The organism is Agrobacterium sp. LY4 (genome assembly GCF_001526585.1).
Lineage (GTDB): Bacteria > Pseudomonadota > Alphaproteobacteria > Rhizobiales > Rhizobiaceae > Agrobacterium > Agrobacterium leguminum.
Window position 1 is genome coordinate 199802 of record NZ_ASYA01000012.1, and the last position, 14978, is coordinate 214779.

The 14978-nt window shown below is 59.7% G+C and carries 14 protein-coding genes; 6 read left to right on the forward strand and 8 right to left on the reverse strand.

What is annotated here, in order from left to right:
- Positions 1-126: 126 nt before the first annotated feature.
- Positions 127-969: a cell envelope integrity EipB family protein gene (locus L904_RS11930; protein ID WP_035262373.1), complete on the reverse strand. Its 843-nt coding sequence runs from the start codon at positions 967-969 to the stop codon at positions 127-129.
- A 116-nt stretch (positions 970-1085) separates the two neighbouring features.
- On the opposite strand from L904_RS11930, the gene L904_RS11935 reads away from it, so the two are divergent.
- The 4 genes from L904_RS11935 to L904_RS11950 are packed head-to-tail and all read left to right on the forward strand — an operon-like array spanning position 1086 to position 3942.
- Positions 1086-1556: a RidA family protein gene (locus L904_RS11935; RefSeq protein WP_003521410.1), complete on the forward strand. Its 471-nt coding sequence runs from the start codon at positions 1086-1088 to the stop codon at positions 1554-1556.
- Entirely contained in the window at positions 1553-2293 is a 741-nt protein-coding gene (locus L904_RS11940) for a glycerophosphodiester phosphodiesterase (RefSeq protein ID WP_020810562.1), read from the forward strand. Before L904_RS11935 ends, L904_RS11940 begins: the two co-directional genes overlap by 4 nt.
- On the forward strand, positions 2290-3489 hold the full coding sequence (locus L904_RS11945) for a GNAT family N-acetyltransferase (protein WP_020810563.1): 1200 nt from the start codon (positions 2290-2292) through the stop codon (positions 3487-3489). The genes L904_RS11940 and L904_RS11945 overlap by 4 nt, the downstream gene beginning before the upstream one ends.
- 21 nt (positions 3490-3510) lie before the next feature.
- Positions 3511-3942: an HIT family protein gene (locus L904_RS11950; RefSeq protein ID WP_003496252.1), complete on the forward strand. Its 432-nt coding sequence runs from the start codon at positions 3511-3513 to the stop codon at positions 3940-3942.
- 177 nt (positions 3943-4119) lie between these two features.
- Here L904_RS11950 and L904_RS11955 read toward each other — a convergent pair whose 3' ends face one another.
- Positions 4120-4962 carry a DUF1989 domain-containing protein gene (locus tag L904_RS11955; RefSeq protein WP_031233957.1) on the reverse strand — a complete coding sequence of 281 codons (843 nt, stop codon included), beginning with the start codon at positions 4960-4962 and terminating at the stop codon, positions 4120-4122.
- Positions 4963-5081: 119 nt separating this feature from the next.
- Between L904_RS11955 and L904_RS11960 the strand changes: the two genes are divergently transcribed.
- A complete protein-coding gene (locus L904_RS11960; RefSeq protein WP_020810565.1) occupies positions 5082-5945 on the forward strand; it encodes a LysR substrate-binding domain-containing protein in 864 nt (287 codons plus the stop codon).
- Positions 5946-5957: 12 nt separating this feature from the next.
- On the opposite strand, the gene L904_RS11965 is transcribed toward L904_RS11960, so the two are convergent.
- The 6 genes from L904_RS11965 to L904_RS28375 all read right to left on the reverse strand — a co-directional run bounded on the left by L904_RS11965 (position 5958) and on the right by L904_RS28375 (position 13316).
- Entirely contained in the window at positions 5958-6302 is a 345-nt protein-coding gene (locus tag L904_RS11965; RefSeq protein ID WP_020810566.1) for an AzlD domain-containing protein, read from the reverse strand.
- Positions 6299-7057 (reverse strand): AzlC family ABC transporter permease, encoded by a 759-nt coding sequence (locus L904_RS11970; RefSeq protein ID WP_020810567.1) that lies wholly within the window; start codon positions 7055-7057, stop codon positions 6299-6301. The genes L904_RS11965 and L904_RS11970 overlap by 4 nt, the downstream gene beginning before the upstream one ends.
- A gap of 170 nt (positions 7058-7227) precedes the next feature.
- Positions 7228-9741, reverse strand: a complete 2514-nt coding sequence (clpA, locus tag L904_RS11975) for an ATP-dependent Clp protease ATP-binding subunit ClpA (protein WP_003521419.1) — start codon at positions 9739-9741, stop codon at positions 7228-7230.
- 10 nt (positions 9742-9751) lie between these two features.
- Complete coding sequence (gene clpS / locus L904_RS11980; RefSeq protein WP_003521420.1) at positions 9752-10108, reverse strand: ATP-dependent Clp protease adapter ClpS; 357 nt, start codon at positions 10106-10108, stop codon at positions 9752-9754.
- A 283-nt stretch (positions 10109-10391) separates the two neighbouring features.
- Positions 10392-12977: a cell cycle histidine kinase CckA gene (cckA, locus tag L904_RS11985; protein WP_035262369.1), complete on the reverse strand. Its 2586-nt coding sequence runs from the start codon at positions 12975-12977 to the stop codon at positions 10392-10394.
- 174 nt (positions 12978-13151) lie between these two features.
- Positions 13152-13316, reverse strand: a complete 165-nt coding sequence (locus L904_RS28375; protein ID WP_245285027.1) for a hypothetical protein — start codon at positions 13314-13316, stop codon at positions 13152-13154.
- A gap of 348 nt (positions 13317-13664) precedes the next feature.
- On the opposite strand from L904_RS28375, the gene L904_RS11995 reads away from it, so the two are divergent.
- Positions 13665-14915 (forward strand): flagellar biosynthetic protein FliO, encoded by a 1251-nt coding sequence (locus tag L904_RS11995; RefSeq protein ID WP_059762560.1) that lies wholly within the window; start codon positions 13665-13667, stop codon positions 14913-14915.
- Positions 14916-14978: the final 63 nt, after the last annotated feature.

The window sequence follows — 14978 nt, forward strand, 5'->3', positions numbered from 1 at the left end:
CGGGCGGAACGGACCGGATTTCTCCCGGAACATCCCAAGCTTCGCGTGTGGAATGGTGAGCCGCATACAGTCGCCCGCATGAAAATGCAAGCATTTATGCGAAAAAACCGCAGAAACAGCCGCGTTTCAGCGGACAGGCTTGTTTTCGCAGGTTTCGGGCTTGAGAATATCGAGCTTCGCAAGCTTTCCCGTCAGAACGAAATCGCCGTAATCCATCGTCAGATCGCGGGTGATTCCGTTTTCGTAAAGCTTGAACGACATGCGGTAGATCGGCAACGCGTCCGTGCCGGTCTTGTCGTTGTAATAGGCGATGGTTACCGGCCAGAATGCCGCCTTGGCGAATTCGCCCGCCTTGCCGGCGTCGGCATCGCCATCCTTCGGCATCTGCGACTTGCCGACCAGGGTGGAGGTGATCAGGCTTTCATCGCCATCGTCCGAACCGTCGAAAATGCGGGATTCGAAGATGCGCTTTCCCTGTTTGGCATGTTCGATGACCTGGAACATGTGTTCCGTTGGAAATTCGCTGGCGACGAGACTGACCTGGCGGGCATCCGGGCGGGTCAGATCGACCTTCACGCCATCGGTGCCGTCGGTCGCAGCGCCCTGCACTTCCTTGTCCAGCTTGTCGTCGGTGTAGGACTTGGTTTCGAAGGTGAATTTCTTGGCCGTCAGATCCTCGAAGGTCGTGGTCTGCTGGTCGGTCATGCGAACTGCGTCGCCGGTGTTGATCTGCGTTACGAAACGGAAATCCGTCTTGTAGCCCTGACAGGCCGACCCGGTGAACTCATAGACCATGCGACCCGTCATGCCCTCGATGCCGGATCGATCGGACGCATCCTTGAGTTCGAGATCGTAGACGGCGCGGTGGGCGACGAGATCGGGAACCGTGACCGGCAAGGCATTGGCAGCGTTTGACAGGCCGGTCATAAGCCCTGTTGCGGCAACGAAACCAAGCGTCCTGACAAACATGCAATATCTCCTGTTGGACTCGCCGCTCATATTGTACAAGCAACCGCCCGGCTTTTGGATCAACATCTTCTGAATGCCGGATTCTTGAAGGATTTACAACAAAACCGGAGACGAAAATGTCGGACGTCATCGAAGGCCGCCTCAAGGAACTTGGCTTCACGCTCCCCGTAGCCGCAGCACCAGCCGCAAACTACGTTCCATTCACCATCAGCGGCAATCTGCTTTATGTATCGGGTCAACTGCCGATGGAATCGGGCAAGATTGCGGTGACGGGCCTCGTTGGCCGCGATGTCGACGTGCCAGGCGCCCAGCGCGCGGCCGAACTTTGCGCCGTCAACATTCTCGCACAGGTCAAGGCTGCTTTGAATGGCGATCTCTCGAAAATCCGCCGTGTCATCAAGCTGAATGGCTTTGTCGCGTCGGTTCCGGAGTTCGTGGAACAGCACCTCGTCATCAACGGTGCTTCCAATCTCATTGCCAATGTTCTCGGTGAGCCCGGCAAACATGCCCGCGCCGCCGTCGGCATGGCCTGCCTGCCCTTCAATGCCGCCGTCGAAATCGACGCCATCGTGGAAATCGACGTATGACGCTGAAACTCTCCTGGCTGACGGCTCAGCCCGTCGCCCATCGCGGTTATCATGATCTCAATAAGGCGGTCTGGGAAAACACGCTTTCCGCCTTTTCCCGCGCCATCGAGGCCGGTTTCGCCATCGAATGCGACGTGCAGCTGGCGGCCGACAGTGTGCCGGTGATTTTTCACGACGACGACATGGCCCGCCTGACCGGCATCAAGGGCGATGTGCGCGAACGCACATCGGCCGAACTGTCACTTCTTGCCGTCGGCCAGACCGGGGACCGGGTCCCTACCCTCAAACAGCTTCTCACGCTCTGCGCCGGCAAGGTGCCGCTGGTCATCGAACTGAAAGGCCGCGCCGGCGAAGGCGTCGACGACGGTTTTGCCGAGGCGGTGCTGGAAGACCTCGAGGGCTATAAGGGCCATGTGGCGCTGATGAGCTTCGACCACCATCTGCTGAAGGATCTGAAGGCGGCCGGCTCGCCGTGGCCGCTGGGTCTGACGGCCGAAGGCGACAAGCCGGAAGACTTCTTCAAACATGACGAAGCGATGCAGCTCGGGCTCGATTTTATCTCCTATCATTGGGCTCATCTGCCCAACAGCTTCATTGAGGCGCAAAGAAAACTTGGCCTTCCGGTGATTACCTGGACGGTCAGGGATGAAAATGCGCGCGAGACTACCTATAAATATGCGGACCAGATGACATTCGAAGGTTTCGACCCGAGAGAGAACCCGTCCGCCACGGTATGACAGAAGACTATTCCATCAGCATTGCGCAATCCTTCAGGGATATCGATCCGGAAAGCTGGAAACGGCTTTCCGGAACCTCGCGCAATACGTCAGGAAAAATCTACAACCCCTTTATTTCCCATGAATTTTTATCATCCATGGAAGAATCGGGGTCGGCGACAGCCAAAACCGGCTGGCTTGGGCACCATCTGCTTCTCGAAAACGCCTCCGGTGCTCTCGTCGGCGCAGTGCCGGCCTATCTGAAGAACCACAGCAAGGGCGAATATGTTTTCGACCATGGCTGGGCGGATGCTTTCGAACGGGCCGGCGGACATTATTATCCGAAACTGCAATGCTCGATCCCTTTCACGCCGGCAACCGGACCACGGTTGCTCGTCTGCGAAAACGAGGACGAGACACGTTTCAAAGCGCTCCTGGCCTCCGGTCTCGCGCAGGTGACTGATAAGATCGGCGTCTCCTCGGCACATGTCACATTTCTGGAAGAGAGCGATCTTTCCGCTCTTCTGCCGCGCGATTTCCTGCACAGGACCGACCAGCAGTTTCATTTCATCAATGACGGTTATCGCGACCACGGTGATTTTCTTGACGCCCTTTCCTCGCGCAAGCGCAAGGGGCTGAAAAAGGAACGCCGTGCGGCGCTGGAAAACGGCATCGAGATCGACTGGCTGACCGGAAGCGACCTGACCGAGGATATCTGGGACCAGTTCTTCGCTTTCTACATGGATACCGGCAGCCGCAAATGGGGCCGGCCCTATCTGACGCGGGAATTTTATTCGCTGATCGGCGAGCGTATGGCCGATGACGTGCTGCTGGTGATGGCGAAACGTGAGGGGCGCTATATTGCCGGTGCGATCAATTTCATCGGCTCGGATGCGCTTTATGGCCGCCACTGGGGCTGCATCGAGGATCATCCCTTCCTGCATTTCGAGGTCTGTTATCATCAGGCAATCGATTTCGCCCTCTCCAGGGGATTGAAACGGGTGGAAGCGGGTGCGCAGGGCGAACACAAGCTGGCGCGTGGCTACATGCCCGTCACCACCCATTCGGCGCATTTCATCGTCCATCCGGGCCTGCGCCGCGCCATTGCCGATTATCTTCAGCGCGAGCGCGAGGAAGTCGAGCATATCGGCGATTATCTTGATGAACACACGCCCTTCCGCAAGGGCGAGAGACAGGAACAGGAACCGGACGCATAGTCCGCGATGAGGAGATCACCGATGACGGCCAGCGCTTATGACGACAACAATATCTTCGCAAAAATCCTGCGCGGCGAAATTCCGAGCCACAAGCTTTATGAGGACGAGCACACGCTGGCCTTCATGGATGTGATGCCGCAGGCCCCCGGCCATCTGCTCGTGGTTCCCAAGACCGGCTCCCGCAACCTGCTCGATGCCGACCCGGAAGTGCTGGCGAGGACCATTCCCGTGGTGCAGAAACTCGCCGTGGCGGCCAAGGAAGCCTTCGATGCGGATGGCGTCTTCATCGCCCAGTTCAACGAACCGGCGGCTGGGCAGACCGTTTTCCATCTGCATTTCCACGTCATTCCGCGCAAGGAAGGTGAGCCGCTGAAGCCGCATTCCGGCGTGATGGCCGATGGCGAGGTGTTGAAGGCCCATGCGGAGAAGATAAAGGCGGCGCTTGCTTCGTGATGGTTGCCTAGCAGGCGCGTATCCTGCAAAGCCGTAGCACATCTCCACGCCGTCACCCCGGACTTGGTCCGGGGTCCAGTGCGATCAAGTCCTTGATCGCGAGAGAGTCTTCTTACGGCGCAGACGCGTCGTGGCTGGATGACGGATCCAGTCCGGCAGGGGGACAATGGTGTTTTGTCACTCCAAAGGCCGATACGCATTCCGTTCCGGCCATGGCCAGCCTTCAAGCACCGCCATATCCGGCCGGAATATTTCCACCTTCAGCGGATAACAGGCCGCCGTATCGCTCGAATGCGTGGCGCTGCAGTCACCGCCCGGGCAGGCGGAAAGCGCGCCGATAAGATCGATCTCGGCAAAAAGCTCCAGATAATCACCCGGCCGCACCGGGCTCGCCTTCATGAAATATTGGTGTGTGTCGCGGGTGAAACCCGTGCACATGAAGACGTTGAGGACGTCATGCACATGCGGCTCCGCCTGCCGGAATGACAGGCTCTTGGCGGAGGCCAGCGCATTGGTCAGATTGGAATGGCAGCAATGGTGGTAGTCGCCGCCACTCAGGAGCTTGTTGGTGTAGGGATCGCAGCGTGTGCCGATCACGTCATGCACACCGCCGCCGTCTTCGTCGAAGCCATACCATGACAGCGTATCATGCGTGATCGTCGCCATCGGCCGCAGGGACGGCAGGTTGCTCCACAGCCGGTTGCCGACCGAAACATGGGTGGCGTGCAGGGCGCGAGTCTTGCCGCTGAAAAACCGCTCGGTCAGATCATGGGCGTTCCAGAGGTTCAGGTCTCCGACCTGCGGACCTTCAACGCTTACGATGCGAAAGAAATGCCCCTTCGGCACATGAAAGGTGCGGCCGTCACGCGGCGGCACGATGACCTCATCGATCTTTTCCATGCCTTGTTTGGCTTCTTCCAGACGCGCGAGGTCTGGCATTTCAAGCGTCCCGTTCGGATAAACGACAACAGGACGGACGGCGCGACGTGCGGCGGCGTCGACAGGTTCGGCGGCGGGCATGGGGGTGATGAAATCCTCGGGCAATCAAAATCTCGAGGCGAAATTGCGCCATGCTTGCTCGCCTGACAAGACGGGTTTTTCTTGCGCTCAGCCCAAGTCTTACTTACCCTTGAGACACCATGAAATTGCCGCCGCTCACCACCCTCCGCGCATTCGAAGCCGCAGCCAGAAGAACGAGTTTTTCTCTGGCTGCGCAGGAACTCGGCATGACGGCAACCGCCGTCAGCCAGCATGTGCGCAACCTCGAGGCCTGGCTCGGTATGGCGCTGTTCGAGCGGCATGCGAGGGGTGTGAGGCTTACTCCGGCCGGAAAGGAATTCGGCACGACGATTTCGATCGCCCTACGGCAGATCGCTTCTGGCACCGCCCGGATCCGTCAGGGCCATGACCGCATGACCGTCCGCCTTGCCAGCCTGCCCTCTGTCGTGGCGCATTTTCTGACGCCCCGCCTGCCTCGCTTTCGGGCGCTTTACCCCGATATACAGGTATCCATCAGCTATTCCGGCGCGCATCACGCAATACCGGCCGATCTCACCATAGGACATGGCATCGCCTCCGGGGAAAATGCAGTCGCGCTTTTCAGCGCGGAGACGCGGCCGACATGCGCGCCGGGCTATGTCGCTAAATTCGGTCCTTTCGACAATGTTGGCAGCCTGTTACGAGCGGAATTGCTGCATGACGACACCGAGGCGGCCTGGCAGAACTGGTTCGCAGCCGGGGGAATATCCCTGCCCGATAGCGCCGGTCCGGTTTTCGCGGATTTCAATCTGCTCGTGACCGCTCTCAAAGCCGGTCAAGGCATCGGCCTCTGCCCGACGGCGCTGCTTCACGACGAGATTGCCGAAGGTCGACTGACCGTGCTCTTCGACCGGGCGGCGGATACGGAGAAATATTACTGGCTGATGGAAGCCGAAGAGATGACCGCACCGGCTAGACTTCTTGCGGATTGGCTTGTTGCGGAAGCCCGAGAGAGCGGTCTCTGACATAAACCAATCTCAGAAACCGAGCGCGAACAAACCACCCGCCAGAAGCAGGATCGGCACCGCCACGCCGACGATGACGCGCTGGCCTGCCATCAGAAAAGCGATGAAACCGAGCGCGGCAGCGCCGATGCGCAGCCAGAGGGGTGAGGCTTCCAGCGTTCCGGTTGGAAAGACGATCAGCTTGGCGGTGACGGCCATGACGAGTGCGGTGGCGACTGCCCTTACCCAGTGCAGCGCTTCGGAATCCTCCTTCAGGCGGTTACCGGCGAGAACGCCGAGCCAGCGCCAGAGATCGGTCGCCAGCCAGCCGGCAATCGCGATGAAGAGATAGGGCGCCCACCAATGTTCGGTCATCATGGTTCGCTCTCCGGTGAAACGGGTTTTATCCGACGGCGGAACACGAGGCGGTCGATCAGATAGGCCGCCGTGCCTCCGCCTATCCCGGCATAGAGAATATCGAATTCCGGTGCGATGACCGCGAAAGCGGGCCCGGCGATGACGCCGATGACGAAGGCGACCTTGACGACGGAATGACGGGCCGAAGCCCAGATCGATGCCACAAAATAGACCGGTGTGAGAAAAAACAGCACGCCGGCGACAAGCGGCGGAAAGGCGGCGACAACGCCGTAACACAGGCCGACGATGATGGCATTGACCACGGTAAGCGTCATGCCAAAACCAGCAAACCAAGCGGCGCGGGCTTCACGCGGCACCCTGGAAAGATTCTGCGTGGCAAAGACCCAGGCGGTGATCGCAACAAAATGCGAGAGAAACAGCAAAATCCATGTCGGGGTCTTCGCGCCGCGCATTTCCGGAACGATGGAGGCGACCATCGGCATCATCCGTACCGAAGACAGCGTCACCGCCAGAAAGCAGGCGGCAAGATTAGCTCCGCCGACCATGGAGCCAATCAGGATCATCTTGGCCGGCAGGGCCCAGATCATCAGCGTCATGAACACGGCTTCACCGCGCGCGACACCCGATTCCAGCGCGAAAGCGCTGAAACCGACGAAAGATGTCATCAGAATGAGCGAGGGCAGCGAAAATATGCCCCGCATTCCCCGGAAAAACCAGCCGCTCAGGGGGATGGTATCGCTGTCGGCAGTCTGCATTGCTGACCCACTTGTGCATGTCACCCGAAACTGTGCCGCAGATTCGGGGTAACGTCATGCATAAAACAAAAAACAAAACGCGCCGGAGGTATCAGGGAAAACGCGACGCGCTTCATACATGAAAATGCCGGGCTTTCGCCCGGCATCGGTTTATCGGTCGAAGACCTTGATCATTTCTTCTTCGGCACTTTCGGCACCGCATTGGTCTTGCGCCGCGGCTTGCTGTCCTCGTCCGACTTGTCGGCCTCGGCAACAAGGACATCCGCCTCTTCATTGGCCTTCGCCGCCTTGGAAGCAGGTTTCGTCTTGGCCTTTGCCTTGCCGGGCGATTTGGCCGCCTTCAGTTCGGCCTCCGGCTGCGGCTTCACGGGTGCCGTCTCCGGCAGGACCTCGAGTATGAGACCTTCGGAGCCGTCATCCTTCTTGCCGACGGTGACGCTGACGACGCCGCCCTTCTTGAGCTTGCCGAAGAGGATTTCATTGGCGAGCGGCTTCTTGATGTTTTCCTGGATCACGCGCGACAGCGGGCGGGCGCCCATCTTCTCGTCGTAACCCTTCTCCGCCAGCCAGGAGATCGCATCTTCATGCAGATCGAAGGTGACGTTGCGCTCAGACAGCTGGGTTTCCAGCTGCATGACGAACTTCTGCACCACCTTGTGGATGACGGCAGTCGGCAGCGGCGAGAACGGAATGATCGCATCCAGACGGTTGCGGAATTCCGGGGTGAACAGACGGTTGATTGCCTCTTCATCCTCGCCCGTGCGCCGGGAAGAACCGAAACCGATGGCGGATTTCGCCATTTCGGATGCGCCCGCATTGGTCGTCATGATGAGGATGACGTTGCGGAAGTCGATCTTCTTGCCGTTATGGTCGGTCAGCGAGCCATGGTCCATCACCTGCAACAGAATGTTGTAGATGTCCGGATGCGCCTTTTCGATTTCGTCCAGCAGCACCACGGAATGCGGGTGCTGGTCGACGCCGTCGGTCAGCAGACCGCCCTGATCGAAGCCGACATAACCGGGAGGTGCGCCGAGCAGGCGCGACACGGTATGACGTTCCATATATTCCGACATGTCGAAGCGCAGCATCTCGACGCCGAGCGAGGCGGCAAGCTGCTTGGCCACTTCCGTCTTGCCGACGCCCGTCGGGCCGGAGAAGACATAGGAGCCAATCGGCTTGTTCGGTTCACGCAGGCCCGCACGTGCCAGCTTGATGGCCGTGGCCAGCGCTTCGATGGCGATATCCTGACCGTAGACGACGGAACGCAGTTCCTTTTCAAGGTTGGCGAGAACCATCTCGTCGTCCTTGGAGACCGTCTTCGGGGGAATACGGGCCATCGTCGCGATGGTGGCCTCGATTTCCCGCTCGGTGATCAGCTTACGGCGCTTGGAGGCCGGCAGCAGCATCTGCGCCGCACCGGTCTCGTCGATCACGTCGATCGCCTTATCCGGCAGCTTGCGGTCGGAAATGTAGCGGGCCGACAGTTCGACGGCAGCCTTGATCGCCTCGTTGGAATATCTCAGGTGATGATAATCCTCGAAATAAGGCTTCAGCCCCTTCATGATCGCGATGGCGTCATCGATGGACGGCTCATTGACGTCGATCTTCTGGAAACGGCGCACGAGCGCGCGATCCTTTTCGAAGAATTGCCGATATTCCTTATAGGTGGTCGAGCCGATGCAACGGATCGCACCCGAAGACAAAGCAGGCTTCAAGAGGTTCGATGCATCCATCGCGCCGCCGGAGGTCGCGCCCGCACCGATGACGGTGTGGATTTCATCGATGAACAGAACCGCGCCCGGATATTCCTCAAGCTCCTTGACGACCTGCTTCAGCCGCTCTTCGAAATCGCCGCGATAGCGGGTTCCGGCCAGCAGCGTGCCCATGTCGAGCGAGAAGATGGTGTCGTTGGCGAGCGCTTCCGGCACCTTGCCTTCGACGATACGCTTGGCGAGACCTTCGGCAATCGCCGTCTTGCCCACGCCCGGATCCCCCACATAAAGCGGGTTGTTCTTGGAGCGGCGGCAGAGGATCTGGATCGTACGGTTGACCTCGTCGTGACGGCCGATCAGCGGATCGATCTTGCCGTTTTTCGCCTTTTCATTGAGGTTGATGCAATAGGCCTTCAGCGCATCCTGCTGCTTCTTGGCGGACGATCCGTCTTCCTCGGGATTGCTGCGGCTCGCCTTGTTTTCGCTTTCCGGTTCATCGGCACCGCGCGGCGTGCGCGTCTGCGACGTGCCGGGGCGCTTACCGATGCCGTGGGAGATGTAGTTGACCGCGTCGTAACGGGTCATCTCCTGTTCCTGCAGGAAATAGGCGGCGTGGCTTTCGCGCTCGGCGAAAATGGCCACAAGCACGTTCGCGCCGGTCACTTCCTCGCGGCCGGACGATTGAACATGGATGACGGCCCGCTGGATGACCCGCTGGAAGCCGGATGTGGGTTTGGAATCCTCGTCGTAACCCGTGACGAGGTTCGTCAGTTCATTGTCGACGTAATCGCTGACAGTCTTGCGCAGCGCATCGAGATCGACATTGCAGGCGCCCATCACGGCTGCGGCATCCGCGTCGTCGATCAGCGCCAGAAGGAGATGTTCCAGCGTCGCATATTCGTGGTGACGCTCATTTGCAAAGGTCAGTGCCTGGTGCAGCGCCTTCTCGAGACTTGGGGAAAAAGTTGGCACGTTGCGATCCTCATTTCTTTTCCATGACGCATTGCAGCGGATGCTGGTGCTGTCGGGCGAAATCCATGACCTGGCTTACTTTCGTCTCTGCGACCTCATATGTAAACACCCCGCATTCGCCCACGCCGTGCTGGTGCACGTGCAGCATGATGCGGGTTGCCGCTTCGCGATCCTTCTGGAAAAAACGCTCCAGAATGTGGATGACGAATTCCATGGGAGTGTAGTCGTCATTCAGTAAAAGAACACGGTACAAATTCGGTCTTTTTGTTTTTGGCTTGACGCGGGTGATAACAGACGTTCCGCGGTTGGTGCCGCCGCCGTCTTCCCCTTCGCCCTCGCCCTGCATGTAGATCGGCCTAGCGATCATCTTTCATCATTCTCCAAACCGTTCTCAAACCGACAGTTCTTTGCCAGGAGGGAGAACTTCGCCTCTTCATATCTAGGTCGTTAAGACGCGATTTTAAGCCCCTTGCGAAACGGTGCAATCACTATTGCGTTTGCCAAGAGGCAAACCTCGGGAAAAGTGCGGATATGGGGGCAACCGGGGCGCAGGAAGACACGGACCCGCAGTAGTGGCGCATTTTTCAGGCCGGATGCAAATGGATGCGACAGGTCGCGGCGCAGCCGAATCCGGTTCGCCGCCGCCGGCCTTATTCCTTGTCGTCAAGCATTTCGCGAACGGCGATGGCGAGCTGTTTGAGCGAGAAGGGTTTCGGCAGGAAACCGAACTTGGCGTCCGCCGGCAGGTTCTTTGCGAAGGCATCCTCGGCATAACCGGACACGAAGATGAATTTCAGGTCCGGATAGGATTTGCGCAGTTCTCTCAGCAGCGACGGACCGTCCATTTCCGGCATCACGACGTCGGAAACGACGATGTCGACCTTGCCTTCCAGTTCCTCCATCACCTCCAGGGCTTCGGTGCCGGAGCCGGCCTCGTGCACGGTGTAGCCGCGGGTTTCCAGCATGCGCTTGCCGCCGCGCCGCACCGCTTCCTCGTCCTCCACCAGAAGCACGACGGCGGATTTGCCGGTCAGGTCCAGCGGCTCTTCCTTCACCGGCTCGGCTGCGATGACCGGAGCAAGCGCCGCCTCGCCGGGCTGCCCGTTGCTCTGAGCGGCCTCCACCACATGGCGCGGCAGATAGATGCGGAAAGCGGTTCCCTTGCCCACTTCCGATTCGGGATAGATATAACCGCCCGACTGCTTGACGATGCCATAGACCATCGACAGGCCAAGGCCGGTGCCCTTACCAACTTCCTTGGTGGTGAAGAAGGGTTCGAAAATCTTGTCCATGATCTCGGGCGGAATACCCGTGCCGTTATCGGCAACTTCCACCATCACCATGTCCTCGGCCGGGAATTCCGGACGGCCAAGCGCTGCGATTTCCTTCGCGTCGACGTTGCGCGTCTTGATGGTGATCTTGCCGCCGTCGGGCATGGCGTCGCGTGCATTGACGCAGAGATTGATGAGCACCTGCTCGAATTGCGACAGATCCGTCTTCACCGGCCACAGATCGCGGCCGTAATCGACCTCCAGCTTGACATTGGTGCCGGAAATCAGCCTGTCCACCAGCATGCGCAGATCGCCGATCACATCCGTCAGGTTGAGGATGGCCGGACGCATGGTCTGCTTGCGCGAGAACGCCAGAAGCTGGCGCACCAGCACGGCCGCGCGGTTGGCGTTGCGCTTGATCTCCATGAGATCGGCGAAGCTCGGATCGGCAGGCCGCGCCTGTAGCAGAAGATGGTCCGACGACAGCAGGATGGCGGTCAACACATTGTTGAAATCGTGGGCGATACCGCCGGCGAGCGTGCCAACGGCATTCATCTTCTGCGTCTGCGCCATCTGGGTCTCGAGCGCCTTCTGCTCGGTCACCTCTATGGCATAGACGATAGCCACCTCTTCCGGAGCTTCATCGTCCTGATCGATGACGGCGTTGACGTAGAAACGGAAATGCCGGCCCTCGTCGCTCGGGTGGCGGGAATCGAAGGGCGCTATATCGCCCTGACGGTCCTTGGCTTCGGCCAGCGCCTGCTCGAGCCGCGGCTTCTCATTGTCATGGATGACAGTCTCAAGCGCGACGCCGCGATCGATATCGTCGCGTCCGACAACGCCGGAAAACAACTTCAGGAAGGGCGCGTTGATCCGCAGGATGCGGCCTTCGCCATCGAGCGAGGCAATCGCCATCGGCGTGTTGTTGAAAAAGCGGGTGAAACGCATGGCGGAGGAGGATTCCGTATCCTCCTGCCCCTTTGGGCGCATCAGGACGATGGTGCGGCTCTCGCCGGGCGCGCCATCTTTCGAGGTGACCTGATGCACGAGGCGGGCCGGCATGCTCTGGCCGTTCACCCGGCGCATGTCGAGATCGAGGATTTCAGTGCGCTTCGCCGTGCCCTGCGGGTGTACCGATTCGATCAGCGCCATGCCCTCGCCGGCGACGATATCGGAAACGGTCATAGAACCGGGTGAGAACTGCGCCAGATCGATGCCGAGCCATTCGGACAAAGTGGCGTTCAGATAAACGATCTCGCCCTTGCGCCCGGCGGAAAAGAAACCGGCCGGGGCATGATCGAGGTAATCGATGGCATTCTGCAATTCGCGGAAGAAGCGCTCCTGATCCTCGCGCTCCGGCGTGATATCGGCGATCTGGAAGACATGCAGCCCCTCGCCGCCCGCATCCTTCAGCACCCGGCCCTTCAGCCTGTACCAGTGCGGGCCCGCATTGGAATCCTCACCCAGCGGTTTGAGCAAGCGGAACTCTTCGTAGCCGTCGCGGCCTTCGCGCAGCACGTTGATGAGCCGGTAAAGCGCTTCGGTCGATTCCCGGCTGCGCGACAGGAGCGTTTCGAGACTCTGGATATCGCTCGCCTTGGTCGTGCCGCTCATCCGGCAATAGGTGGCGTTGGCATAGACCATATGCCCCTTGGCATCGGTGATCAGCGTGCCTTCGGGATGAGCCGACAGGAATCGGCGGGCAAGCCCGTCGGATTGCGACTGCGGCATGACCTCGATGAAGCCGATGATCGACGAGACCAGAAAGAAGATACCCATCATGGCCAGCACGCCGAGAATGCCGAGCACGATTTCGTTTTCCAGAGAATCCTTGAAATAGACGAAGGCGGCAGCGGCGGCGATCAGAACCAGCGCCAGAAGCAGAATGCGCAAGACCGTGCCGGAACGGGCGCGCCTGTCCACCAGCGGAAGGTCGTTGTCGCTTGTCTCGCGCACCCGTGTCATCTTGGCCTCGCAGTCGTGCAGGTCGTCATTCGGTCAGCCCCATTTCCCTGACGGAATCGGGCAGTAAAATTTCTTGTAGCAACTCGCTTGACCGGCAAAAAGCTCCGCCAGGACACAAAGGCTTAAAAACGCACAGCGAAAACGGCCTGAAAGGTGTATAAAAGCCTTAAAAGACTACGGCCTGGTACAGGTCAGCTCCTTCACCTGACATTGAATGCGCGGCGCGGAACAGACGATCTTGCCGTCAGCGACGATGCAAACCGAGCATCCGTCCGTGAAGTCGACGCAGGAAGGATTGTCGCGCACGAATTCCGCCATGGTCGCGGCGTTATCCGGCACCTTGTCTTCGGCCCACGCGATTGAATGCGGAAATGCGAAAACGGTGGCAATAGCAAAACAACACGCATCAAATGCCGTGCGAGGGAGCCGTTAATGCGCAATGACTGGGACATTCCAGAACGCTCCTTCGGCAAAAGAATTGCAACTTTCACTGTCTTTCAGCATTGAAGGACGAGATATGGCGCTTTGGTGGCGTCGTTACGGTTGAGGCGGCAATCCTGTGGGGCGAAATGAATAAACCTTGTATCGCGCCCAAAAAAATCGTCTTTTCCTGCTTGACGTTCACTTTATAAGAACCACGGCAATATTAATTGCCCAAGAAACGAAAAAGCCAAAAAATCTGAAGGGATGATCTCCATGATGGAAGATTTTATCGGCGCTTATGGAAACCGTCTCATCGTCGCGGTCGTCGGTGTGGGTGTGGCCCTGCTTGTTCTGGCGATTGCGCTGTGGCTTCTGCGCAGGCGCAGCGGTTCTGCCCCTTTCATCCGGGGCGGGCGCAACCGGCAGCCGCGCCTGCAGGTTCTCGATGCGACGGCCGTGGACGCACGCCGCCGTCTGGTGCTGGTGCGCCGCGACAATGTCGAGCATCTCGTCATGATCGGCGGTCCGACGGATATCGTCATCGAAAGCGGTATAGGCGCGATCCCCATTGTCAGGGACGTGCAGGAGCCGGAATTGAAGGCGCTGCCGCGCCAGGAAAGCGAGCAGAAGAGAGCCGAGCCGGCGATCCAGCAGGAACGTCGCCCCGCCCTGCCGCAACAGCAGCCCGTTGCGGCTGCGGCTCCCGTTTCAGCGCCTGAAGAACCCGTGAAGCAAGCACAGCGGCCGGAGCCGCCGTCACCTGTGCCCTCCCCGCGTCCAGCACCCGTTGCGGCGGCCACCGCTCAGGTTCCGCCACGCCCATCGACGCCGCCGCAACCCGTACCCACGCCTTTAACGGCGCGCGAAACCGCGCCGCCGGCAAGACAGGCGGCACCCGAGCGGGAGACAGCGCGCCCCACGCCGCCGCCGATACCGGTTGCAACGGCTCCGGTCGCTGCCGTCTTGCCGATGGCGGCTGCATCGCTCGACATGGCTGCGGCCCGAACGGAACCCAGGCGTGCCGAGCCCGTCGTGCCGGCTCCGACACCGGTCGCACCGCCGATCCCTGCACAGGCGCCCGTCGAGGCAAAGGCGGAAGAACGGACTGCGGAGTTCGCCCCGCCGGTCTTTGCCGCGCGCGAACCGGTGATCGATCAATCCATCGCCGCCGATTTTCTCGATGCTGCACGGGAGCGCGTCCTTCCCGACCTGAAGCCGGGACAGACAACGCCGCCCGCACCTTTCCCGCCCAAGCCTGAAAATCCGGCTGTGGCTTCGAACGACGCCGAGCCGAAATTTTCCGATGAGCTCGCCAGCGATTTCGAAAGCTTCCTCGAGGCGGAAATCGCCAAGAGCAAGGAGGCGGATAATGAGCCGTCCATCGCCCCTGTCGCCGAAAAGCAGATCAAGCCGCAGCCAGCTTCCCCGCCTGTCACCGGCGCTTCACCGGATGGAGACATGCAGAAGGAAATGGCGCGTATCTTCGGAGAGCTTTCCGTGACCCGCGACCGCTGACGCGCGCGGGTCTTCCGACCAAAAATTCGAAATAGAAAAAGGGCACGGAAGCGATTTCCGTGC